Source organism: Nonomuraea sp. JJY05 (genome assembly GCF_043496855.1).
Lineage (GTDB): Bacteria > Actinomycetota > Actinomycetes > Streptosporangiales > Streptosporangiaceae > Nonomuraea.
In genome coordinates this window covers 1-23,360 of record NZ_JBIEIS010000029.1, presented here as the reverse complement: position 1 = coordinate 23,360, position 23,360 = coordinate 1, and the positions used below count along the sequence as shown (strand labels likewise).

Genomic DNA, 23,360 nt, shown 5'->3' with positions numbered 1-23,360 from the left:
TGTCTGACAATTAGACAATTTCGTCCAGTTGCTGGTCGATCAGCCGCCCTGCCGGGGCCACCACCTCCCCCGCGTAGTCGTCGAGCACGGCCAGGGCGTCGTGGAGGTCCGGCACGCTCTTGCGCGGCAGCTCGAACAGCGTCTCGTCCTCCGCGGTGATCGCCCCCTCGATGTGGAAGGCGCCGCCGGAGACGGCGATGGAGACCTCGAAACGGACCTCGCGGCCGTCGGGCAGCGTGAGGTTGTTGCCGACGCGGGCGCCCGCGGGCGGGAGGAAATAGGAGAAGGGCTCGCTTCTGACGAACGGGTGATGTAATTCCGCGAGCATCCCTGACGCCCGGCTCAGGGCTTCCAGGAGACCGGCCGCGGCCAGACTCTCGCTGTCCACCCAAGAAAGGGTAGATCAGCGGGCCGACAAGTGGCCATTCGTTCCGCTGTTGCCCGTGTACTGAGAGCGGTGAGGGTGGGCCAGCCGCACTCTCAGGAGGTCGTGTCGGAAGTAGTACAGGCCGCCCACTTTCCGGAACACGCCTCGCCGGTAGCCGTCCGCCAGGAGCGCCGAGGTCGCCCGCTTCCTTGGCGCGCTCGAGCACGCATGCGGACAATAGCGCGACGCCACCCGCTCGGCGTCACTCGCCGGTCTGGAGCGGCGGGTCGGTCGCCAGGCGGGCGTGGCGTTCGACGTCGTGGCGGACGCCCTCGTGACGGAGCCTGCCGCGTTCGATGCCCTCCGGCCGGAACCCGGCCTTGGTGGCGACCCGGCACGACGCCGGGTTGTTGACGCGGTGCCCCAGCTCCAGCCGGTAGAGCCCCAGCTCGCCGAACGCCCACCGCGCCAGCTCCCCGGTGGCTGCCGCGGCGATGCCGCGCCCTCTGGCCTCGGGCACCACCCAGTAGGACACCCAGCCGGTGGCGTGCTCGTCGAGGCGGGACACCGCGACGTTGCCGACCACCCGCTCACCCTCGGGGCCCTCGACCGTGACGGCGAACGCGTGACCCACCCCCTGCCAGGCGGTGATCCACCCGGAGGCGTCCTTGAGCGTGACGACGGGCCAGGACGCCTGCGTCCGGAGGTCCGGCGCCTGAAACGCCCTCAGCACGACCGGCGCGTCGTCCGCGCGCCACTCCCGCAACCGAACGTGCACAGCGCCCACAATGCCCGACATTACCCGTAATGCACCTATAACGAGCCCTGCCCGATTTGATGTGCGGCCTCGAACTCGGCCACCATCGCCTTCGGCGCGGTCAGGCACCAGGCCTCGGCCACCAGCTCGAACAACTCGTCTGAGTCGATCTTGTCGAGGTGCACCACCACCCAGCCGAACCTCCCGGCCGTGAACTGCACCTCGAACACCTCGGGCCGCTCGGCCACCAGCGCGATCTGCTCCTCGATCGTGGCCTTCAGCCCCACGGTCTCGGTCGCCTCCCACAGGTAGCCGAAGCCCTTGTCACGGACCTTGAGGCCGATCCATTCGCCACCGTGGCTCATGCGGACCCCGGGCAGCTCGTCCAGCAGCTGCAGGAACTCATCGACGCTCACACCCATGCCCGCCTGTGTACCAAACCCGACCGACAGTTCCAACCGCGGCGCCGGAGCCCACTAACGTGAGACCGGTGGCCGACACACGTACCAAACTGCTCGAAGCCGCGCTGGAGACGCTCAAGGAGCACGGCATCGCCGGCGTCTCCGCCCGTACGATCGCCGCGGCGGCGGGCGTCAACCAGGCCCTCGTCTTCTACCACTTCGGCAGCGTCGACCAGCTCCTCGCGGCCGCCGTCGAGCGCGGCTCCCAGCAGCGCATCGCCCTCTACCGCGCCCGCTTCGCCGCCGTCACCACCCTCCGCGAGCTCCTCGACCTCGGCCGCGCGCTGCACGCGGAGGAACGCGCGGAAGGCACGGTCGCCGCCCTCGCCCAGCTCCTCGCGGGCGGCCAGACCGACTCCAAACTCGCGCCGGCCACCACCACCGGCCTCAACCTGTGGATCGAGGAGGTCGAGCAGGCGCTGGGAAGGGTGCTGGCCAAGTCGCCGCTGGCGGAGTTCGTGGACGTGCCCGGCCTGGCCAAGGCCACGGCGGCGGCGTTCGTGGGCCTGGAGCTCTACGAGGGAGTGGACCCGGACGGCGCGAACCAGGCGTTCGACGCCCTGGAGAGCCTGGCGGGCCTGGTGACGGCCCTGGAGGACATGGGCCCCCTCGTACGCCGCGCCGCCCGGGCCAAGCTCCGCCGTCACTCGTAGTAGCGCACCTCCAGCACGTTGCCGTCGGGGTCGGGGAAGAACATCGTCTCGGGGGCGATGCCCTGGGCGCCGAAGGAGTTGACGCCGGAGCCCGTGATCTCGACCCCGTGCTGCTTCAGCCTGACCTGCAGCTCGTCGAAATCCTCCTTTCCGACGGCCAGGCAGAAGTGGTTGATCGGATGCCCGGTGCTGCCCTTGACCCCGGTGCCCTCGTCCACTCCTCTGGCGGCCTCGTACGACATCAGGTCGAGGATGGTCTCGGCCGAGATCCGCACGCTCGGAAAGGCCGCCTTTCCCTCGCGAAACGCCTCGGCCCGCACCCCGGGCAGGCCGATAACCTGCTCGTAGAAACGCAGGGAATCGAGCTGGTCGGAGACCCAGCAGACGAGATGGTCCAGCCGTACGTCCATGCATACCTCCGTTTTCTGCCGCCCGAATCCCCCTGTCCACCTGCGGTTTCATGGTTGGACGGTGATTCAGTGGCCGACACCGGCCTGCGCCGTACTCATTTCATAATGAAAGATCCGGATGACAGCGAAGTAAACATGGCAGGTCCGGCGGCGACATCGCCGCGCCAATTGAGAAGGCGACCTCAATACGAATCCGGCGTGGTTGCTCCGCGCCGGAAGTGCGGACGCGGGGCCGACGACGCCCACGCGCCGGTCGCCACCCGACGACCGGAGACGGTGATCAAGCCTCGACTATCCTCACGATCGGGGAGCTGGTTCCACCCTCTGGAGGTCGCCGGTGAGTTCTGAAGGTCTTGCGCGGGCCAGATTCCGCGTGCTCGGACCGGTGGAGCTCCGGAGCGAGGCCGGACACGTGGTGCTGACCGGCAAGCAGGGGGCGTTGCTGACGATCCTGCTGCTGAGCGCCAACCGCGTGGTGTCGGTCCAGCGGCTGGCGGAGTCGCTGTGGGGCGAGCCGCTGCCCAGTTCCCCGTCCTCCCGCGTCAGGATGCTGATCTCCGACCTCAGGAAGACGTGCGCCGCCGCGGGCGACGATCTGATCCGTACGCAGCGGCCCGGGTACGTCGTGCGGCTGGCGCCCGGCCAGCTCGATCTGGCCAGCTTCCTCGACGGTGTGGCGCAGGCCCGCAAGGCGGCGGCCGGAGGTGACCCGGAGACCGCGCTGACCCGCTACGACGAGGCGCTGAGCCTCTGGCACGGGGCACCGCTGGCCGGGATCGACGGCTCCTTCGTCCAGGCGGAAGTGGCCAGGCTCGAGGAGCTGCGGCTGGAGGCGGTGGAGGAGCGGGGCTCGGCCATGCTCGCGACGGGCAGGCACGCCGAAGCCGTCACCGAGCTCACCGCGGTCGTGGCGGATCACCCCCTGCGCGAGTCGGCGCACGGTCAGCTCATGCTCGCGCTGCACCGGAGCGGCAGGCGCGCCGACGCCCTGGCGGTCTACCGGAGGCTGCGCGAACGGATCAGCGAGGAGCTGGGGCTGGAGCCCGAACGCGAGCTGCAACAGCTTCACCAGCGGATCCTCACCTCTGACACGACGCCGGAACCTCAGCCGCCTGCGGTGGTCTCGCCGATCCCCCGGCAGTTGCCCGCTCCGCCACCGCACTTCGTCGGCCGCGAAGGCGAACGCGCCGAGCTGGATCGCCTCGCCCGCGACCGGACCGGGAACAGCGTCGCCATCGCCGCCATCAGCGCCACCGGGGGAATGGGGAAGACCTCGCTGGCCCTGCACTGGGCGCACGACAACATCGACCTCTTCCCCGACGGCCAGCTCTACGTCAACCTCCACGGGTTCGACCCGAGCAGCGACCCCCTGCCGGCTCATGTGGCGCTGCGCCACTTCCTCGGCTCTCTCGGCGTCCCGGCGGCGGTCATCCCGGTCGGGGAGGAGGCCCAGGCCGGGCTCTACCGGTCGCTGGTCGCCGACCGCCGCCTGCTCGTCGTCCTGGACAACGCCCGCGACGTGGCACAGGTCGAACCGCTGCTCCCCGGCAGCCCCGGCTGCGTCGTAGTGATCACCAGCCGCAACAGCCTCCCGGGCCTGAACGCCACCCACGGCGCCAGCCTGATCGGGCTGGACGCCCTCACGCCCGACGAGACGCGCCGCCTGCTCGGCCGCCACCTGGGCGAGTCGAGGATCGGCGCGGATCCCGGCAGCGCGGCCGCCCTCGTGGAGCACAGCGGCGGCCTCCCCCTGGCGATCAGCGTGCTCTCCGCGCGCGCCGCCATGCATCCCGGCTTTCCCCTGTCGGTCCTCGCCGAGGAGCTGAGCAGCCCCGCCACCCGCCTCGACGCCCTGCAGACCGGCGATCTGAACGCGGACCTGCGGGCCGCGTTCAGGTCCTCGTACGAGGCCCTGCACCCCGCCACCGCCCGGCTGTTCGCGCTGCTGGGACTGGCGCCGTGGCCGGACCTCAGCCTGCGGTCGGCCGCCGCGCTCGCCGGCCTGCCCGGCTCCCGCGCCAAGGTCCTGCTGCGGGACCTCGAAGCCGCCAACCTGACCCAGCAGCACCGTCCCGGGCGGTATCGCACGCATGACCTGGTCCGCCTCTACTCCGCCGAACGCGCGCAGTCCGATCTGCCCGATCACGAGCGGACGGAGGCGCTGACCCGCCTGGTCGACTCCTACGTGCTCACCGCGTTCGCCGGCGACCGGCTGCTGAACCCCCAGCGTCCCTTCGCCGCGCGGATCTCCGCCGAGCCCGAGCGGGGGGAGTTCGAGGACGCCGCGTCGGCCTGGGCGTGGTTCGAGGACGAGCAGTCCAGCCTCATCGCCGTGCAGCGGCACGCCGAGAAGCTGGGCCTGGACGCGGCCGTCTGGCGGCTGGCGTGGGCCATGGACACCTACCACAAGCGATGCCAGCACGAGCTGCGCATCCAGTCCTGGCAGACGGCCCTGGCCGCCGCCGAGCGGCTGGGGCAGCCGGGCCCCCGGGCCTTCGCCCATTGGTACCTGGGGTACGCCTACGCGCAGGACTCCCGGCCCGACGACGGCCTGAAGCACCTGCTGCTCGCGTTCGAGCTGTTCGAGCAGGAGGGAGACCTCGCCGGGCAGGCGCATACCAGCCACACCCTCGGGTTCGCCTGGCTGGAGCGAGGAGCGCCCGAACGCGCGATCTCGCACGTGGAGAACGCCCTGCGCCTCCAGCGCGAACTCCGGGACCCCCTCTGGGAGGCCAACGCGCTCAGCGCCGCCGGCTGGTGCCACGCCAGGCTCGGCCACTATCCGCAGGCGCGGGCGTACTGCGAGCAGGCCCTGGAGCTGTTCCAGCAACACGAGGACCTGAACGGCGAATCCGCCACCCTCGACAGCCTCGGCTACATCGCCCACCGGGCGGGGCAGCACGATCAGGCGCTCGACTACTACGGCCGGTGCCTCGAACTACGCGACAGACTAGGCAACGCCTACCAGGGCGCCGACACCCTGGTCCGCATCGGCGACGCCCACCACGAAGCGGGCCGGCCCGCCGCCGCCCGCGACGCCTGGCAGCGAGCGCTCGATCTCTACCACAGGCAGCACCGCGCGATCGAAGCCGGGAACGTCCAGGAGAAGATCAGGCGCCTTGCCGCACCGCCTTCCGCTCCAGCCGGACCCTCAGGTCACGCGGCACCAGCAGACCGCTGAAGTCGGGCACCATCGCCGTCCCCTGCACAAGCGCCAGGTTCATGCCGCTGACCAGCCAGGCCGTCGCCAACGTCAGCTGCATCATGCCGAGCTGGGTCCCCACGCACACCCTCGGCCCGGCGCCGAACGGCAGATAGGTGTGCCTGACGGGCGCGGCGCGAGGATCCAGCCACCGTTCCGGCACCAGCCGGTCCGGGTCGGACCACCAGCGTGGATCGCGATGCAGGCGATACAGGCTGAACAGCACCTGGTCCCCCGTCTTGAGCCGCCACCCGTCGAGCTCGGTCTCGTGACGTACGGTCCTGCCGATCAGCCAGGTCGGCGGCCAGAGCCTGAGCACCTCCTTGACGAAAGCCTCGGTGTACGGCAGGTCCCCCATGACCGGGACGTCACCGGCCGACGCGGCCTCGGCCTCCAGCCGGGCCAGCACGTCGGGCCGCGTGCTGAGCTCGTACACGATCCAGGTGAGCGCGGCGGCGGGAACGCCCAGCGCGGCCAGCATGATCCCGCGCAGGAAGCGCTCGATCTGCAGGTCGGACAGCTGCTGATCGCCCGGGGCGAGCAGCACGGCGAGGAGATCCTGGGCGGCGGAGTCCGGGGCCTGACGGCGGCGGCGCACGATGTCGGTCATGAGTGCCAGGAGCCGCTTGCGGGAACGGGCGAAGCGCCGCACCTTCCGCGACGGCCACCACGGCGGGAGCTGCAGCGAGTCACGCGAGAGGGGGTCGATGGCCGCGACGTTCTCGGCCAGCGTCTCCGGCACGCCTTCCGCGTCGGCGCTCAGGCAGAAGTCGGCGGTCGCCCGGCCGAAGAAATCGGCCGTCGTGGCGAGCACGTCCAGCTCCCCCTCGCCGACGGTCCTGAGGAAGATCTCACGCAGCCGTTCGGCGTGCGCCTGCGCGACCCTCCTGTGCAGCCCCTGCCAGCCCGCGCGGCGGGTCGTCGTCCACAGCTCGGCGTCGGCCGCCATCCGCTCGGTGTCCGTGCTTCCCGCCAGCGGCGAATTCTCGGCCAGGAAGTCCTTGTTGGTCCGGGTGAGCAGCGCATGCACCTGATCCGGTGAGGACACCACGATGGTGCGGGCGTCGAACGAGAAGACGTCCCCGTACTCGCGGTGACACCGTTCCAGGAAGCCGTTCCTGTCCCGGTCGTACTCCTCGGTGTTGCCGAACAACCAGTGCCCTCGGGGGCCGGGAGGCCGCTCCGAACCAGGTGCATGCGACACTCGTCGGCCCTCTTAGTTGAAGAAGTTCCAGTAGGTGTACATGCCTCCCATGCGGACCCGGCCCACGAGGCGGACGGCTGCGTGTCGGATGTGCTTCATGCGTAACCTCCGTAGCGCGACTGACGTCACTGACCACGATCAATCACGAGGCGCATGATCCCCGCATGAAAACCGCCTGCCCACCCGCCATTGCCTCCTCCTGGGTTCGATCAACGGCGGAACAGGACGTCGAGTTCGCTGAAGTCCAGTGAGCCGTCCAGCGCCGTGAGGCCTCCCGTGCCGAGCAGCTCCGCGGCGGCTCTCCGGGTCGCGGCATACGCGGCCTGGGCCAGCCCGGTGCCCAGGCTGACCCTGCCTACCCCGGCCTGCGCGAGCTCGGTGACGCTCGGTCCACCCGCGACGGCCATCGCGTTGACCGGCAGCGGCGATGCCGCGCAGAGGGTGTTCAGCGCGTCCAGGTCGAGCAGGCCGGGGACGAAGATGCCGTCGGCTCCCGCCTCCGCGTACGCCTCCGTACGCTCCAGCACCTCGCCCAGCCGCCCGTCCGACGCACCGATCCCGAACAGGAAGACGTCGGTACGGGCGTTGACGAACAGTTCCGGCAGGGACGCGGCGGCCGCGGCCTGCCTGGCGGCACGCAGCCTGGCGCTCTGCTCGGCGACGTCGAACAGAGGGCCGCCGACGGCCGTGGAGTCCTCCAGGTTGACGCCCACCGCACCGGCCTCGACCACCGCCCGCACGGTCGCGGCGACATCCGCCGGATCCGGTCCGTAGCCGCCCTCCACGTCGACCGTCACCGGCACGCCGACGGACTCCACGATGCGCCGCGCGGCTTCCACCATCTCGTCCCGGCCGAGGCGCTGCCCGTCCCCACGGCCCAGCGACCACGAGACGCCCCCGCTGGTCGTGGCGATCGCCGTGGCGCCGGCCGCGGCGATGACGGCCGCGCTGGCGGCGTCCCAGGCATTGGGCAGCACCAGTACCGGCTCGGCGCTCAGGGCGCGGAACAGCCGTGCCTTCCGCTGAGTCGCGGCATCGGCAGAGGGGGAGACGGAGGGGGAGATGTCAACTGACATGTACGTGACTGCCTTTCGGATCGTCCTGCTTCCGGGATACTGCTGGGCAGAGGATCGAGGGTCCACTGATTAAGCTCAGACCGAATCCTGGAGGCGGTGGGATGAAGGCGCGGCTCGCCTTTTCGGTGAACGATCTGGCCGAGACCCGGTTCGCCGTCTCGCCCATGTGGGAAGTCGTCACCAGCGTCAGAGCGCTGGCCGCCGCGGTGGTGCCGCGCCCGCACCGCGGCTGGGCCGACCAGGTACGCCCCCGGCTCGCAGCCGCCGGCCTCGATCGCGGCTGGCTGGCCGACATGATCCCGCCCAGCGGCCACCTCCCCGACTTCCTCAACCCGGCGCCGGCGACCCCCTCCCCCGACCTCTCCGACGAGTTGGCCGCCATCGAGGCCGCCGACCCCGAGCAGATCCGGCAGGACGTCGATCGCCTGGCCGCCGAGCGCGAAGGCGCTCTGTCCCCCCGGCTGCGGAGCCTTCACCGGACTCCTCGGAGCTGCCTGCCCCGGATCGTGGCGGAGATCGAGCTCTACTGGGGGCTGGCGATCGCGCCCTACTGGGCCAGGATCCGCTCGACCCTGGAGGCGGACATCTTCCACCGGGGGCGCCAGGTGGCCGAGCAGGGTACGGCCCAGGCGCTGGACGAGCTGCACCACACGGTACGTTGGGCCGGCGGCAGCCTCCACCTGGTACAGCGGCACTGCGCCATCACCAGGATCGAGACCGGAGCCGGGCTGCTCCTGGTGCCGTCAGTCTTCGCCTGGCCGCGGGTGCTGACCCGGTCCGTCGCGTCCGAACCGCCCCAGCTGGCCTACCCGGCGCGCGGGATCGGCATGTTGTGGGAGCGCCGGACGCATGCGCACATGGAAGCCCTCGCCGCCGTGATCGGCCGTTCCCGGGCGTTGATCCTGACCGAACTGGACACGCCCGCCTCGACCACCGAGCTCGCCCAACGGTCGGGCCTTTCCGCGGCGGGCGTGTCCCAGCACCTCACCGCCCTGCGGGCCGCCGGCCTGACCAGCACCCACCGAGCGGGCCGTTCGGTGCTCTACGCCCGCACCGACCTCGGCGACGCCCTGCTCACCGCGCAAGCGTAGAAAACCTCCAGTGCGGAGAGAAGCTGACCACCCGAGCTGACGCGCGTCGCCCCCGGGCACGAAGCCGACCCCGTTCGGGCGTGCTTCTCGGGCTGCCCGTCGGGAACCGTCGCTCCAGCCGCGCTCCCCGCGCCTCCGTCAGATCGCCCTGAGCCACGGGAAGCGATCACGACAGCCCGGCTCACGGGGTGGCATGTGCTCCTGTGTCAGCGCCGTGGGGTGCGGAGATGGATGCGTTCGCCCTGCTTGCCGAACAGGCTGAGCACTTCGACGCTGCCTCGTCCGGCGGCGCCGAACCAGTGCGGAATCTGACAGTCGAACTCGGCCGCCTCGCCTGCGCCCATGACGAAGTCGTGGTCGGCCAGTCTCACACGCAGCCGTCCGCGCAGCACGTAGAGCCATTCGTAGCCCGCGTGGGTCCGCAGGTGGGGCTCTTCGTCGTGCGTTGGGATGATCATCTTGTACGCGCGCGGCTCTCCCTGATGCCGCGACAACGGGATCAGCACCCGGCCGTCTTTCCTGGTGGGCTGCTGCGGCACGCGCGGATCGAGGATCCGGGGTGCGGCGACGATCTCGTCGAGGGGGATGCCCAGCGCCGCGGTGATCGGCAGGAGCAGTTCGAGGCTCGGCTTGCGCTGAGCTGATTCGAGCCGGGACAGCGTGCTGGTCGAGATGCCGGTGGCGCGCGCCAGGTCGGCCAGGCTGACACCCTTCTTCTCACGGGCGCGTCGCAGCCGGGGAGCGATCTGCTCGATCACCCCGCTGACGCTCGGTTGCTGGTCCATGGGCCGCAGTAAACCAATGTGTCCCGGAATCAGCAACGAAGTTTGTCGATTCCGGACCAGCCTTCCGATCCTCTTCGCATGAACGCAACAACGCTGTGGGACACGATCGTCGTCGGCGGTGGTGCCGCCGGCCTGTCGGCCGGAGTCGTGCTCGCGAGAGCCCGGTTCGCGACTCTGGTCGTCGACGGCGGCGAGCCCCGGAACGGGCCCGCCGATCACATGCACGGGTACCTGACCCAGGACGGCATGGCACCGAGGGAGTTCGTCGCGACCGGGCTGACCGACGAACTGCCCGGCATCCCTGGACTGTCCGAACGGTGGGCGTCCGAGGTGCACCACTGCCCCCACTGCCATGGCTACGAGGTGCGGGGGCGCACCATCGTCGTGATCGGCAGCACGATGGCGGCGGTGTCGGCGCATCTGGCCGCGCTGATGCGCCGCCACAGCTCCTCGGTGACGTTCTGCGTCAACGGCACCGAGGTCGGCGCCGCCGAGCGGCAGCGCCTCACGGCGTACGGCGTGCGCCTGGTCGACGCGCGCGTCGCTCGGGTCTCAACGAGTGGCGGGGGCGGGGTCGCGATCGAGCTCGGCAACGGGGAGACGGTCACGTGCGAGGTCGTCTTCGTGGCACCTCGCCCGGTGCCCCATGACGCGATCCTGACCACGCTCGGCGCGGGCAAGGACCCGGTGAGCGGGCTCGTCGCCGTCGATCCCCAAGGCGCCACGAACGTCCCCGGGCTCTGGGCAGCCGGGAACGTGGTCAACCCTCGGGCGCAGGTCGTCGCCGCCGCGGGCGCGGGCGCGGGCGCGGGCGCCACCGCCGCCATCAGCATGACCGCCTGGCTGCTGGAACGAGAGCTGTCCGCTGCCGTCTCGTCCGACGGGCTCGACGTCGGGGGTGCGATCTGATGGCCGGCACCATCGCGAGGACGTCCCGGAACACTCCCTCCGACAGGTTGCCCGCCGGCGTGTACCTGCTCGCCTTCAGCCTGTTCGCGATGGGGAGCGCGGAGTTCCTGCTGGCCGGCGTGCTGCCGGCGGTGGCCGCCGATCTGGACGTCACGCTCTCCTCGGCCGGGTTCCTGATCACCGCGTTCGCGCTGGGCGTCGTGATCGGCGGCCCACCGTTCGCCGTGGTCAGCCTGCGCTGGCCGCGCCGCACCGCGCTGGTGGCGACCCAGGCCCTCTTCGCCGCCGCCATCGTCGTCGGCCTGCTGGGCGACTACCAGGTCCTGCTGGTGACGAGGGTGGTTTCAGGCATCGCGTACGCGGGCTTCTTCGCCGTCGCGTCGGTGACCGCGATCAGCCTGGTGACACCCGACCGCAACGCCCGCGCCTCCGGAGTCGTGGTCAGCGGGCTCAGCGTGGCAATGGTCGTCGGCGGCCCCGCGGGCACGCTGCTCAGCCACTTCGTCCAATGGCGCGGCGGCTTCTGGGCCGTCGTGGCCCTGACGCTCGCCGCCCTCATCGGCTGCCTCCTCGGGCTCCCCGCCACCGCCCCGGACACCCACCGGCCCGGCATCTCGCGTGAACTGGCCACGATGCGGAGACCGCTGCTCTGGGGCATCTACGCGATCACGATCCTGACCACCGCGGCGTACATGATCACGTTCAACTACCTGTCAGCCATGCTCGCCGGCATCACCGCCGTCCCCGAGGTCTGGATCCCGGCGATCCTCGCGCTTTTCGGGATCGGCGCCTTCGCCGGCCTGTCCATCGGCGGCCGCGTCTCCGACCAGCGCCCTCACCTCGCCCTCCTTACGGGCGCATCGGCGGTCGTGATCCTGTCGGTCGTGCTGGCTATCGCGATCCGGCAGGTCTGGGTGGTGGTGCCCATGGTCTTCCTGATCGGCGTCGGCGCGTTCGTGCTGAACCCCGCCCTCTACGGCCGCGTCTTCGCCATCGCAGCCGGCGCGCCGACCCTCGCCGGCGCCACCACCGTGTCGGCATTCCAGCTGGGCATCAGCATCACCCCCGTTCTGGCAGCCGCCTCACTCACGCGAGGAGCCGCTCTCACATCGGTCTGCTTGATCGGGGCCGCCCTCGCCGCGGCTGCCGTACCCCTCATCTTCTTGGACCGGGCGCATGCAACGGATCACCGATGAAGGCCAGAAGCGTACTTCGAGGGCAACCCGACCCGGCGGAGCCCGCCTGGAGCGATCCACGGTGAAGGGCCGGCGAGTCGCGGGTTACGCGATCTTGACGGGAAGATTACGGCTATGCCTAACATGTATGTAGGCGGCGGCGACGGCGTTCCTTCGGCCGTCGTGATCGGCCCGTAGCGCCGGAAGGACACGCGCATGCAGGACCCCCCGAGCTCCGAACCCTGGAGGCAGTGGCACAACGGTCTCGAGCTGGACCGATCTTGGCCGGCGCCCGGGCGCGGGATAATCGTCAACCGGGCGGAGCTCAAGAAGCGCTCAAGGCAAATGGTCATCGACGCCCTCAGCGCGAAGACCTCCCTCAGCGGTGAAACGCATTCGGATCGCACGCCGAGTGACGCCTTCGGGCACTACGTCATGGGGACCGCCTTCGGCGCATACTCCTCCGTCCCCGTCCCTCGCACTGATCTGGACGGCGCATGGGCATCTGCGGACAAGATGATGGAAGCGCTCAACCGGAAGTTCTTTCACCTCGAGGAGCGGTCAGAGGCATTCCACAAGTCACACGAGGGCTTCGGCCAGCTGGTGTACGTCGCCGCCATGAGCTATGACACGGCCGAGGGAATCCTCGACCGCCGTCTGGACAAGCTGCGCAAGGTTGTCCACGGGCAGCAGGATCCGGGTCGTTCCCGGCCTCCCTCTGACACCGAGCCGTGGCACGAGGAGGACGTCTCGGCCAACAGCGCGGACGGCATCAGGAAGTTCTTCGAACGCAGCCATCCGGAGCGCCTGCTGGACCTCGGCGTGGTGCTTCACAACTTCGCCGACCGGATGGCCGATGCGGCGTCCGCCATCGAGGGGCACTCGAAGGGGCTGGCTCAGGTGTGGGGCAGCGAGGCGGCGGAGCTGTGTCAGCAGGCGCTCAGGATGCTGCACGGCAGCGCGAAGACGCTCGCCTACGACGCGGGCCGGACGGGCGACGTGCTCCTCTCGTTCGGCGAGCTCTACTGGCGATACAAGGAAAACTGCGCCAAGGCCGTCGGCGACTTCGAGATCGATGACCTGTGGGAGTGGGCCGGCGGCGAGGACAACGAGGACGACGAGCGAGCCCGCCAGTACCTGCGCGAGTTCAACCAGCAGATGGGCTTCTGGTACGACATGATCCCCGCGGACGCCGAGCTGCTGCTGCCTCAGATCGCCTACGTCGAATACGTTGACCTCTATCACGACGAAGAAGGCACGTACTTCGACCGCCTGGAGAAGGACGAGCCGTTCTCCTGGCTGTTCGACTACCCCTGGAAGGAGAAGTCCCCCGACCCGATCCTGCCCCAGGAGTCGGCGACCGAGATCCTCGAGACGCAGCTGCAGGAGCCCTATCGGCACTGGGGGCAGTGAACGCCTTCCAGCCGAAGCACGACAATCGCCGTCAGTCCGACCGGGCAGGAGACCCCGGTCCCACCGATGCCGCAGCAGCCGTCTATTGCGGCTCGGGCCGGTGATCAAGAGCAGCAGCGACCGCCTGCTGCCTGCGCAGGTACCGCCGGCCCACCGTCGTACGAGCCGTCGTCCCACCCTCAGCAGGGGTGGTCCGCGCCGGACAGGACCTGTTCGGCTGGCTGCACCGCCACCGCCTGGCTGTCGCCGGTCCCACCGTGGAGGAGCACCTCATCGATGCCGACGGCACTCATGCCGTCGTCCTTGAGGTGCCCGTGAACCCACGGCAGTGCATCCGCACCGCTTGACTTTCCCTCGCCCTCGCCGCACGCCTACGCGTCGCCGAACGTCAGCCCGACCGGGCAGGTCACGCCCGTGCCGCCGATGCCGCAGTAGCCGTTCGGGTTCTTGAACAAATACTGCTGGTGATAGTCCTCGGCGTAGTGGAACGGGCCAGCGGGGGCGAGTTCGGTGGTGATCTCGCCGTAGCCGGCCTGCTTCAGGACCTGCTGGTACGCGTCCCGCGACGCCTCCGCGGCCTTCTGCTGCTCCGGTGAGTGGTAGTAGATCGCCGACCGGTACTGCGTGCCCACGTCGTTGCCCTGGCGCATGCCCTGGGTCGGGTCGTGGGCCTCCCAGAAGACCTTCAGGAGCTCCTCGTACGACACCTTCGCCGGGTCGAAGGCCACCCTGACGGCCTCCGTGTGCCCCGTGAGGCCGCTGCAGACCTCCTCGTACGTCGGGTTGGGCGTGTAGCCGCCCTGGTATCCGACCGCCGTCGTGACGACCCCCGGCGTCTGCCAGAACTTGCGCTCCGCGCCCCAGAAGCAGCCGAGGCCGAAGTCGGCGATCTCGAGGCCCTCCGGCGGGGTGAGGGGGGCGTCGAGGACCGCGTGACGGGACGGGATCGGCATGGGGTCCGGGCGACCGGGGAGGGCGTCCTCGGGTCGGACCATCGATGTCTTGTTGCCGCCGAACAGCCAGCCCATGGCACTACCTCCAGTAGGTCTCGTCCCAGAGTACATAGGCCCTAACGCTTTAGGACCTCTACACATTTCCGCATAGTGAGAGGCGTTTGTGTTTAAAGGTGGTAATGGCCGAAGATGGGGTTCATGCCTGACCTTCGGCGCGGTGTCTTGTTCGGGATCGCCGCCTACACGATGTGGGGGCTCTTCCCCCTCTACTGGCCGCTCCTCAAGCCTTCCGGAGCCGTTGAGATCCTCGCCCACCGGATGGTGTGGTCACTGGTCGCCGTCGCGGCCGTGCTGGCGGTGCGCAGGCACTGGTCCTGGTTCCGCCCGCTGCTCAGGCAGCCCATGAAGCTGGGGCTGCTGGTGCTGGCGGCCATGGTCGTGACCCTCAACTGGGGCACGTACATCTACGCCGTCAACAGCGGGCACGTCGTCGAGAGTGCCCTGGGCTACTTCATCAACCCGCTCGTCAACGTGCTGTTCGGGGTGGTGCTGCTACGGGAGCGGCTGCGGCCGCTGCAGTGGGTGGCCGTCGGATTCGGCTCCCTGGCGGTGCTGGTGCTGACGTTCGACTACGGACGGCTGCCGTGGATCGCGCTCACGCTGGCCGTGAGCTTCGGCGTGTACGGGCTGCTGAAGAAGCGGGCGAACGTGCCGGCCACGGAGGGTCTCGCGATCGAGACCCTCGTGCTGATCCTCCCGGCGCTCGGCTACATCTTCTTCCTGCACGCCGGCGGGCAGGGGACGTTCGCCGGCCAGGGCCTCGGGCACGCCCTGCTGCTGATCGGCGGCGGGATCGGCACCGCCATCCCGCTGATCTGCTTCGGGGCGGCGGCCATCCGGGTGCCGCTCAGCACGATGGGGCTGCTGCAGTACATCGCGCCGGTCCTGCAGTTCGCGTGCGGCGTGCTGATCGCCAAGGAGACCATGCCGTCCAGCCGGTGGATCGGCTTCTCGATCGTCTGGCTGGCCCTGGCGATCTTCACGTACGACGGCTTCAGGGCTGCTCGCGCCGCCAAGCGGGTCAGGAAATCAGCCGGAACGCTGGACCACGTAGTCACATAGCGCCAAAAATGCGGACCTGGCGGGGATGTCGGGAAGGCCGGAGATGTCGGCACGGGCGCGGTCCACCCAGGATTCCAGCTCCGCCCGCGCCTGCGCCATCGCGGGATCGGCGCGGAGCAGGGTCAGCGCCTCCTCCACATCCTCCTCGGCCACCGGCCCCGCCAGCAGCTCGCGCAGCCGCGACGGCTCCTCCGACGCCAGAGCGTACAGAACCGGAAGGGTCTTGATCCCCTCGCGCAGGTCGGTCCCGGGCGTCTTGCCCGACTGGGCGCCGGACGAGGCCACGTCCAGCAGGTCGTCACCGAGCTGCCAGGCCACGCCGATGGCCTCACAGGCGCGGCTGAGGCGCTCCTCGACGTCCGCGGGCGCGCCGGACAGCAGCGCGCCGAAGCGGCCGGAGGCGGCGATCAGGGAGCCCGTCTTGTCGGCGAGCACGCTCAGGTAGTGGCCGATCGGGTCCTCGCCGTCGCGCGGGCCGACGGTCTCGCGGATCTGCCCCTGGACGAGGCGGGAGAACGTCTGGGCCTGGATGCGGATCAGCTCGGGACCGAGGTCCGCGAGGAGGTCGGACGCCTGGGCGAACAGATAGTCGCCGGTGAGGATGGCCACGGTGTTGTCCCACCGGGCGTTGGCGGACGGGGAGCCCCGGCGGACCGGGGCCTCGTCCATGACGTCGTCGTGGTAGAGCGAACCCAGGTGGGTCAGCTCGATCACCACCGCGCCGGGCACGACCCCCGGCGCGGACGGATCGCCGAACTGCGCGGCCAGCAGCACCATCAGCGTCCGGAACCGCTTGCCGCCGGCCTCGATGAGGTGCTTGGACGCCTCCGTGACGAAGGCGTCCTCGCTCTCCACCGACGAACGCAGGAGCTTCTCGACCGCGGCCAGTCCGGTGGCCACGTCCTGCGCCAGCCGTTCGTCCTCGATGGGAAGGTCAACCACGGGAGGCGCAGACATACGAGATCCCCTTATCTGATGAACAGGCTGTGAGCAGCGTCGTTGGCAACACCGAGCACGGACTCCGGGTAGAGCCCCACTCCTACGGTAACCAGCAACGAAACGGCGATGACGGCCACGGTCCCCATACTGGGCACCGCGATCGCCGGGCCGTCGGCCGCCGGCTCGCTGAAGAACATCAGCACGATCACGCGGACGTAGAAGAACGCGGCGATGGCCGAGGCCACCACGCCCACCACGACCAGGCCGGCCATCCAGCCGCCCATCGAGTCGCCGGGCTGCGTGCCGCTGTTCAGAGCGGCGGCGAAGACGGCGTACTTGCCGAAGAAGCCGCTCGTCAGCGGGATGCCGGCGAAGGCCAGCAGGAAGAAGGCGAACACCCCGGCCAGCACCGGCGCGCGCTTGCCGAGCCCGGCCCAGCGCGACAGGTGACCGGCCTCGCCGCCCGGGTCGCGCACGAGCGTGACCACCGCGAACGCGCCGACCGTCGTGATGCCGTAGACCGCCAGGTAGAACAGGATCGCCTTCAGGGAGACCGCGTTCTGCTCGGCGGAGCCGAACGTGGCCATCACGCCGACGAGCAGGAAGCCCGCGTGCGCGATGGACGAGTACGCCAGCATCCTCTTGATCTCGGTCTGCGTGATCGCCAGGATCGAGCCGACGATCATGGTCAGGGCGGCGACGCCCCAGATGATCGGCCGCCAGTTCCAGTCGAGGTTGCCCAGACCGACCCAGAACACCCGCAGCACGGCGCCCACGGCCGCGACCAGCGTGCCGGAGGCCATGAGGGCGGTGATGGGCGTCGGGGCGCCCTGGTAGACGTCCGGCTTCCAGGCGTGGAACGGCGCCGCACCGATCTTGAACAGCAGGCCCACGCCGAGCAGCGCGAGGCCGAGCATCAGGATCGGGTCGAGCGAGGCGCTCCTGGCCATGGCTTCGTTGATGCCCGGCAGCGAGACGGTGCCGGCGAAGCCGTACACCATCGCGGTGCCGTACAGGAAGAAGGCCGAGGAGAACGCGCCCAGCAGGAAGTACTTCATGGACGCCTCCTGCGAGAGCAGGCGGCGCCGGCGGGCCAGGCCGCACAGCAGGTAGAGCGGCAGCGACATGACCTCGAGGCCCACGAACATCATCAGCAGGTCGTGGGAGGCCGGGAAGAGCAGCATGCCGCCGACCGCGAACAGCACCAGCGGGTACACCTCGGTGTGCCCGCCGCCCGCGGCCTCGGCCTCCTCCTCGTCGGCGCTGCCGGGCACGGCCGCGGCCGAGGCGACGAAGTGGCCCTCGTCGTTGATCAGCAGCACGCACACGAACGACAGGACGAGGATGACGCCCCAGATGAACAGCGCGGGCCCGTCCACCGCGACCGCGCCCATGGCGACCGGCGCGGTGGGCACGTTGCCGCGCAGCACCTGCACGAGCACCAGGGCGAACGCGCCGAACAGGCTCAGCAGGGTGAGCGGGACGTGGATCGACTTACGCAGGTATCGGGGCGCGAACGCCTCGACGAGCACTCCGATGACGGCCGCGCCGAACACCACCAGCAGCGGCGCCAGCGTGCCGTACTCGATCGTCGGCGCTGGGATGGAGTTCACTGACCTGTCCCCTTCTCAGCGATGGTGGAGGTGGGCACCTTCACGTTGGTCAGCGTCTGGTGCACCGACGGGTTGATCACGTCGAGCAGCGGCTTGGGGAAGAAGCCGAAGCCGATGATCAGGGCGACCAGCGGGGCCAGCACCCAGATCTCGCGGGCGTTCAGGTCCTTGAACGCCTTGACCGGCTCGGCCGTCGGTCCGTTGATGGTCCGCTGGACCATCCACAGGATGTAGACGGCGGCGAGGATCACGGCCACCGCGGCGACCACCGCGGCCACCGTCAGGGCGCCCGACCCGTGAGCCTGGCTGGAGTACGTGCCGATCATGACCATGAACTCGCTCACGAACGAGGAGAGCCCCGGCAGCGAGAGACCGGCCAGACCGGCGACCAGGAAGAAGCCCGCGAGCACCGGCGCGACGCTCTGCACGCCTCCGTAGTCACCGATGAACGGCGAGCCGCGCCTGGCGATGAGGAAGCCCGCGGCCAGGAACAGCGCGCCGGTGGCGAAGCCGTGGTTGACCATGTAGAGGGCCGCGCCGGACTGGGCGACCGACGACATGGCGAACACGCCGAGCACGATGAACCCGAAGTGCGAGATCGACGTGTACGCGATGAGGCGCTTCATGTCGGTCTGCCCGATGGCCACGATGGCGCCGTAGATGATGCTGATGACCGCCAGTACGACGATCGGCATCGTGAACGCCTTGGCCGCGTCGGGGAACAGCTCCAGGCAGAAGCGGAGCATCCCGAACGTGCCGACCTTGTCCAGCACGCCCACCAGCAGCACGGCGGCACCGGCCGGAGCCTGCGCGGCCGCGTCGGGCAGCCAGGTGTGCACCGGCCAGAGCGGCGCCTTGATCGCGAAGGCGATGAAGAAGCCGCCGAACAGCCACTTCTGCATGGCCGGGTCCTGCACGGCCCCGATCAGCTCGGGGAACATGAAGGTCTTGCTGCCGCCGACCACGTAGAGCCCGATGACCGCGACCAGCATGAGCAGGCCGCCGAACAGCGAGTACAGCAGGAACTTGACGGCCGCGTAGGACCGCTGGGCGCCGCCGTACGACCCGATCATGAAGTACATCGGGATCAGCATGGCTTCGAAGAACACGTAGAAGAGGAAGATGTCGGTCGCCGCGAAGACGCCGATCATCATCGTCTCGAGGACCAGCAGCAGCGAGAAGTACGTCTTCACCGACCGCTTGGGCGTGATGAGCGTGCCGTCGGCGGTCTTGACGCCGTCGGCGTCGTGCCAGGAGGCCAGCACCACGATCGGCACCAGCACCACCGAGAGCGCGATCAGCACGAGCGCGACGCCGTCCACGCCGACTCCGAACTTCACACCGAAGCTCGGGATCCAGTTGTACTCGGCGGTGAACTGGAAGCGCGGACCGGCCGGCTTGAACCCGGCGGCCATGACGCCCGTGAGGACCAGCGTCAGCAGCGAGACCAGCAGGGTGACCTGCTTGGCCAGCTTGTCACTGCCCTTGGGAAGCAGGGCCACCACGATGGCGCCCACCACGGGCACCGCCATGAGTATCGGAAGCCAGGGTGACATCAGAGGTTCCCAACGAGGAGCAGGGCGCCGGTCAGCAGGGCGGCACCGATGAAGATGGACAGCGCGTACGTTCTGGCGAAGCCCGTCTGGAGTCTCCGCAGGCGCCCGGAGCTGCCGCCGATGCCCGCGGCCAGGCCGTTGACGAGACCGTCGATGCCGCGGTTGTCGAAGAACACCGCGATCCGGGTCAGCCACTGGCCGGGACGCATGAAGAGCGACTCGTTGAGCGCGTCACCGTACAGGTCACGCCGGGCGAACGTGGTGAGGAACGAGCCGCGCGGCTGCAGGACCGGCACCTCGGCCCGGCCGTACCTCATCCAGGCGAAGGCCGCCCCGACTGCGACGAGCGCGAGCGTGGCAAGACCCGGCGTGCTGGCGAAGTGGAATTCCGGCCGCTCTTCCGGCGCCCCGACGGCCGGGGCGAGGAAGTCCATGAGGCGGTTGCTCAGGATGAGGTAGCCGCCCAGTCCGATCGAGCCGATCGACAGGATGATCAGCGGCCACGTCATGACGGCAGGCGACTCGTGCGGGTGCGCGTCCTCGGCCCAGCGCTTCTCACCGAAGAAGGTCATGAAGACCATCCGCGACATGTAGAAGCCGGTGATGCCGGCGCCCAGGACGGCCAGCCAGCCGAGGACCTGGTTGTGCTCGACGGCGGTCTCGATGATGCCGTCCTTGGTGAAGTAACCGGACAGCAGCGGGAACCCGATGATCGCCAGGTAGCCGATGAAGAACGTGACGAAGGTGACCGGCATGACCTTGCGCAGCCCGCCGTACTTCCGCATGTTCACCTCGTCGTTCATGCCGTGCATGACCGAACCGGCGCCGAGGAACATGTCGGCCTTGAAGAAGCCGTGCGTGATCAGGTGACCGATCGCGAACGCGTACCCCGCGGGGCCGAGGCCCGCGCCGAGCATCATGTAGCCGATCTGCGACATCGTCGAACCGGCCAGGCCCTTCTTGATGTCGTCCTTGGCGCAACCGATGATCGCACCGGCGAGCAGCGTGGCCGCGCCGACGATGGAGACGGCGAGCGCCGCGCCCGAGCCCTCGGGGAAGAAGAACGCCCCCGAGCGGACCACCAGGTAGACGCCGGCGGTGACCATGGTCGCGGCGTGGATCAGGGCCGACACGGGGGTCGGGCCCTCCATGGCGTCCAGGAGCCAGGACTGCAGCGGGAGCTGGGCGGACTTGCCGCACGCGCCGAGGAGCAGCAGCAGGCCGATGGCCAGCATGGTGCCGCTCTCCTGGCCCGGCGTGATCTGCTCGCCGAGGGTCTTGAACGTCAGCGAGCCGAACGTGGTCCAGATGATGAACATGCCGACCAGCAGGCCGAAGTCACCGACGCGGTTGACGACGAACGCCTTCTTCGCCGCGACCGCAGCCGACGGCTTGAACTGCCAGAACCCGATCAGCAGGTACGACGCCAGACCGACGCCCTCCCAGCCGATGAACAGGCCGACGTAGTTGTCCGACAGCACCAGCAGGAGCATCGCGGAGACGAACAGGTTCAGGTAACCGAAGAACCTGCGCCGGTGCTCGTCGTGCGACATGTAGCCGATCGAGTAGATGTGGATCAGCGAGCCCACACCGGTGATCAACAGCGCGAAGCTGATCGACAGCGGGTCGATCAGCAGCCCCATCTTCACCATGCCGGGGATGAAGTCGTAAAGCTCGACCGCCCGCCGGCGCTGCTCGTCCCCGAACCCGATGAGCTCGAAGAACGCCAGCACCGCCACGACGAACGAGGCGAGGGACATGGCCACGCCCAGCAGATGGCCCCAGCGGTTGGTGAACCGGCCCAGCACCAGCAGGATGGCCGCCCCCACCAGGGGGAGGGCGATCATCAGCCAGGAGACCCCGATCACGCCGCCGGTGTGCTGGATGATCTCAACAGGAGATTCCACCAGTCACCTCTTAGTACTTCAGCAGGTTGGCGTCGTCGACGGACGCGGACCTGCGGGTTCGGAAGATCGTCACGATGATGGCCAGGCCGACCACGACCTCGGCCGCGGCCACCACCATCACGAAGAACGCGATGATCTGGCCTTCCAGGTTGCCGACCTGCCTGGAGAAGGTCACGAAGGCGAGATTGCAGGCGTTGAGCATGAGCTCCACGCACATGAACACCACGATGGCGTTGCGCCGGATCAGCACGCCCAGAGCGCCGATGGCGAACAGCAGGCCGGACAGGACGAGGTAGTGCGTCGTCACTTGGTCACCTCATTGTTCTGCTCGCTGTCGTCCCGCTCGATGGCGCGCTCCTCGGCGTCTTCCTCGGCCGTGTGCTTGATGGCCTCGGCGAGCTTCGGGTCGGCGGGCAGGTGGTCGTGCTCCACGTCGTAGCGGGCGATGTACCGGTTGACCGAGGACGGAGCGACCGACCCGTCGGGCAGCAGCGCCGGCATGTCGATGGCGTTGCTCCTGGCGTAGGTGCCGGGGCCGGGCAGCGCCGAGGGCTGGTCGCCGAGGAACCTGGCGCGGGCCAGGTCCTTCTGCGTCGGCTTCTCGGTGAGCCGCTCGCGGTGCGCCAGCACCATCGCGCCCAGCGCCGCCGTGATCAGCAGCGCCGAGGTGATCTCGAACGCGAACACGTACTTGGTGAACAGCAGCAGCGCGATCGAGCGGATGTAGCCGCCCTGCGCCGTGGCCTGCGCCAGCCCCGCCTGGTCGGCGAAGATCGCGTTGCCGAAGGCCAGGACGATCAGGACCAGGAAGCCGAGGGCCGCGAGCGAGGCCCAGACGCGCTGGCCCTTCAGCGTCTCGACGAAGGAGTCGGAGGAGTCGACGCCCACCAGCATGAGCACGAACAGGAACAGCATCATGATCGCGCCGGTGTAGACGATGATCTGCACCGCGGCCAGGAAGGGCGCGTCCTGCACGGCGTACAGGACCGCGAGGCTGAGCATGACCGTGCCGAGCATCAGCGCGGAGTACACGGCCTTCCTGTTGAAGACCATGCCGAGCGCGGCGCCGACGGACACGACGGCGAGCACCCAGAACGTGACGGTCTCACCCATTGGTCCGCCCCAGCCGGTAGTAGTCCTCTTCGGTCTCACCGAGCCGCATGGGGTGCGGGGGCTGCTCCATGCCCTGGGTCAGGGGCGCGAGGAGCATCTCCTTGGTGAAGATGAGGCTCTCGCGGGAGGTGTCGGCGAGCTCGTACTCGTTGGTCATGGTGAGCGCCCGGGTCGGGCAGGCCTCGATGCACAGACCGCAGAGGATGCACCGCAGATAGTTGATCTGGTATGTGCGCCCGTAACGCTCACCCGGTGAGAACCGCTCCTCGTCGGTGTTGTCCGCGCCCTCGACGAAGATCGCGTCGGCCGGACACGCCCAGGCGCACAGCTCGCAGCCGACGCACTTCTCCAGCCCGTCAGGCCAGCGGTTGAGCTGGTGACGCCCGTGGAAGCGAGGAGCCGTCGGCTTCTTCTCCTCCGGGTAGTTCGTCGTGACGGGCTTCTTGAACATCGTGTGGAAGGTGACCCCGAAGCCCTTGACGGGGTTCAGCCAATCAGTTAGTCCCACTGGGAATCTCCTTGTGCTGCACCCCGTGGTAGTGCGGCAGATCGAGCGGCGGCACCGGGAAGCCACCTGCCGTCGGCTCTTCGGACAGTTCCTCGAACTCGGCCTCGACCTGGGCCTTCTGGGCCTCCTTGCGCCGCTGGTTGACG

22 protein-coding genes are annotated in these 23,360 nt (G+C 69.3%); 7 read left to right on the top strand and 15 right to left on the bottom strand.

Translation table 11 applies throughout. The features are described from left to right. Window positions 1-10: 10 nt before the first annotated feature. The 3 genes from ACFKCF_RS37620 to ACFKCF_RS37610 form a co-directional block, all read right to left on the bottom strand. Window positions 11-388 carry a hypothetical protein gene (locus ACFKCF_RS37620; protein WP_394500076.1) on the bottom strand — a complete coding sequence of 126 codons (378 nt, stop codon included), beginning with the start codon at window positions 386-388 and terminating at the stop codon, window positions 11-13. A 241-nt stretch (window positions 389-629) separates the two neighbouring features. Next, on the bottom strand, window positions 630-1,145 hold the full coding sequence (locus tag ACFKCF_RS37615) for a GNAT family N-acetyltransferase (protein WP_394500075.1): 516 nt from the start codon (window positions 1,143-1,145) through the stop codon (window positions 630-632). 35 nt (window positions 1,146-1,180) lie between these two features. Then, the gene (locus ACFKCF_RS37610) at window positions 1,181-1,546 is read right to left on the bottom strand and encodes an MmcQ/YjbR family DNA-binding protein (protein WP_394500074.1); all 366 of its coding nucleotides are present in this window, start codon (window positions 1,544-1,546) and stop codon (window positions 1,181-1,183) included. Between the two features lie 68 nt (window positions 1,547-1,614). Between ACFKCF_RS37610 and ACFKCF_RS37605 the strand changes: the two genes are divergently transcribed. Continuing rightward, window positions 1,615-2,238, top strand: a complete 624-nt coding sequence (locus ACFKCF_RS37605) for a TetR/AcrR family transcriptional regulator (RefSeq protein WP_394500073.1) — start codon at window positions 1,615-1,617, stop codon at window positions 2,236-2,238. On the opposite strand, the gene ACFKCF_RS37600 is transcribed toward ACFKCF_RS37605, so the two are convergent. Further along, on the bottom strand, window positions 2,229-2,648 hold the full coding sequence (locus ACFKCF_RS37600) for a VOC family protein (RefSeq protein WP_394500072.1): 420 nt from the start codon (window positions 2,646-2,648) through the stop codon (window positions 2,229-2,231). The two genes, ACFKCF_RS37605 and ACFKCF_RS37600, sit on opposite strands and share 10 nt — an antisense overlap. A gap of 337 nt (window positions 2,649-2,985) precedes the next feature. On the opposite strand from ACFKCF_RS37600, the gene ACFKCF_RS37595 reads away from it, so the two are divergent. After that, complete coding sequence (locus ACFKCF_RS37595; RefSeq protein WP_394500071.1) at window positions 2,986-5,829, top strand: BTAD domain-containing putative transcriptional regulator; 2,844 nt, start codon at window positions 2,986-2,988, stop codon at window positions 5,827-5,829. On the opposite strand, the gene ACFKCF_RS37590 is transcribed toward ACFKCF_RS37595, so the two are convergent. Both ACFKCF_RS37590 and ACFKCF_RS37585 read right to left on the bottom strand, forming a co-directional pair. Then, a complete protein-coding gene (locus ACFKCF_RS37590; protein WP_394500070.1) occupies window positions 5,759-7,003 on the bottom strand; it encodes a cytochrome P450 in 1,245 nt (414 codons plus the stop codon). The two genes, ACFKCF_RS37595 and ACFKCF_RS37590, sit on opposite strands and share 71 nt — an antisense overlap. 260 nt (window positions 7,004-7,263) lie before the next feature. Continuing rightward, a complete protein-coding gene (locus tag ACFKCF_RS37585) occupies window positions 7,264-8,130 on the bottom strand; it encodes an isocitrate lyase/phosphoenolpyruvate mutase family protein (RefSeq protein WP_394500069.1) in 867 nt (288 codons plus the stop codon). A 101-nt stretch (window positions 8,131-8,231) separates the two neighbouring features. Between ACFKCF_RS37585 and ACFKCF_RS37580 the strand changes: the two genes are divergently transcribed. Further along, window positions 8,232-9,221, top strand: a complete 990-nt coding sequence (locus tag ACFKCF_RS37580) for a DUF5937 family protein (RefSeq protein WP_394500068.1) — start codon at window positions 8,232-8,234, stop codon at window positions 9,219-9,221. A 206-nt stretch (window positions 9,222-9,427) separates the two neighbouring features. Here the strand turns inward: ACFKCF_RS37580 and ACFKCF_RS37575 are convergent, their stop codons facing one another. Then, a complete protein-coding gene (locus tag ACFKCF_RS37575; protein WP_394500067.1) occupies window positions 9,428-10,006 on the bottom strand; it encodes a helix-turn-helix domain-containing protein in 579 nt (192 codons plus the stop codon). A 78-nt stretch (window positions 10,007-10,084) separates the two neighbouring features. On the opposite strand from ACFKCF_RS37575, the gene ACFKCF_RS37570 reads away from it, so the two are divergent. From ACFKCF_RS37570 to ACFKCF_RS37560, 3 genes are all read left to right on the top strand, one after another. Continuing rightward, on the top strand, window positions 10,085-10,915 hold the full coding sequence (locus ACFKCF_RS37570) for an NAD(P)/FAD-dependent oxidoreductase (protein ID WP_394500066.1): 831 nt from the start codon (window positions 10,085-10,087) through the stop codon (window positions 10,913-10,915). Next, the gene (locus ACFKCF_RS37565; RefSeq protein ID WP_394500065.1) at window positions 10,915-12,111 is read left to right on the top strand and encodes an MFS transporter; all 1,197 of its coding nucleotides are present in this window, start codon (window positions 10,915-10,917) and stop codon (window positions 12,109-12,111) included. Before ACFKCF_RS37570 ends, ACFKCF_RS37565 begins: the two co-directional genes overlap by 1 nt. Window positions 12,112-12,435: 324 nt before the next feature. Continuing rightward, the gene (locus ACFKCF_RS37560; RefSeq protein WP_394500064.1) at window positions 12,436-13,503 is read left to right on the top strand and encodes a hypothetical protein; all 1,068 of its coding nucleotides are present in this window, start codon (window positions 12,436-12,438) and stop codon (window positions 13,501-13,503) included. 371 nt (window positions 13,504-13,874) lie between these two features. Here the strand turns inward: ACFKCF_RS37560 and msrA are convergent, their stop codons facing one another. Then, window positions 13,875-14,531: a peptide-methionine (S)-S-oxide reductase MsrA gene (msrA, locus tag ACFKCF_RS37555; RefSeq protein ID WP_394500063.1), complete on the bottom strand. Its 657-nt coding sequence runs from the start codon at window positions 14,529-14,531 to the stop codon at window positions 13,875-13,877. Window positions 14,532-14,654: 123 nt separating this feature from the next. Here msrA and rarD point away from each other — a divergent pair, with 123 nt between their 5' ends. Further along, complete coding sequence (gene rarD / locus ACFKCF_RS37550) at window positions 14,655-15,578, top strand: EamA family transporter RarD (protein WP_394500062.1); 924 nt, start codon at window positions 14,655-14,657, stop codon at window positions 15,576-15,578. Here rarD and ACFKCF_RS37545 read toward each other — a convergent pair. The 7 genes from ACFKCF_RS37545 to nuoI form a co-directional block, all read right to left on the bottom strand. After that, the gene (locus ACFKCF_RS37545) at window positions 15,546-16,535 is read right to left on the bottom strand and encodes a polyprenyl synthetase family protein (RefSeq protein ID WP_394500061.1); all 990 of its coding nucleotides are present in this window, start codon (window positions 16,533-16,535) and stop codon (window positions 15,546-15,548) included. The two genes, rarD and ACFKCF_RS37545, sit on opposite strands and share 33 nt — an antisense overlap. An 11-nt stretch (window positions 16,536-16,546) precedes the next feature. Next, the gene (nuoN, locus tag ACFKCF_RS37540) at window positions 16,547-18,130 is read right to left on the bottom strand and encodes an NADH-quinone oxidoreductase subunit NuoN (protein ID WP_394500060.1); all 1,584 of its coding nucleotides are present in this window, start codon (window positions 18,128-18,130) and stop codon (window positions 16,547-16,549) included. Further along, a complete protein-coding gene (locus tag ACFKCF_RS37535) occupies window positions 18,127-19,686 on the bottom strand; it encodes an NADH-quinone oxidoreductase subunit M (protein ID WP_394500058.1) in 1,560 nt (519 codons plus the stop codon). The genes nuoN and ACFKCF_RS37535 overlap by 4 nt, the downstream gene beginning before the upstream one ends. After that, window positions 19,686-21,533 (bottom strand): NADH-quinone oxidoreductase subunit L, encoded by a 1,848-nt coding sequence (gene nuoL / locus ACFKCF_RS37530; RefSeq protein ID WP_394500197.1) that lies wholly within the window; start codon window positions 21,531-21,533, stop codon window positions 19,686-19,688. Before nuoL ends, ACFKCF_RS37535 begins: the two co-directional genes overlap by 1 nt. A 70-nt stretch (window positions 21,534-21,603) precedes the next feature. After that, on the bottom strand, window positions 21,604-21,900 hold the full coding sequence (gene nuoK / locus ACFKCF_RS37525) for an NADH-quinone oxidoreductase subunit NuoK (protein ID WP_185069996.1): 297 nt from the start codon (window positions 21,898-21,900) through the stop codon (window positions 21,604-21,606). After that, a complete protein-coding gene (locus ACFKCF_RS37520; RefSeq protein ID WP_394500056.1) occupies window positions 21,897-22,706 on the bottom strand; it encodes an NADH-quinone oxidoreductase subunit J in 810 nt (269 codons plus the stop codon). The genes nuoK and ACFKCF_RS37520 overlap by 4 nt, the downstream gene beginning before the upstream one ends. Continuing rightward, on the bottom strand, window positions 22,699-23,214 hold the full coding sequence (gene nuoI, locus ACFKCF_RS37515; protein WP_350733440.1) for an NADH-quinone oxidoreductase subunit NuoI: 516 nt from the start codon (window positions 23,212-23,214) through the stop codon (window positions 22,699-22,701). Before nuoI ends, ACFKCF_RS37520 begins: the two co-directional genes overlap by 8 nt. Window positions 23,215-23,360: the final 146 nt, after the last annotated feature.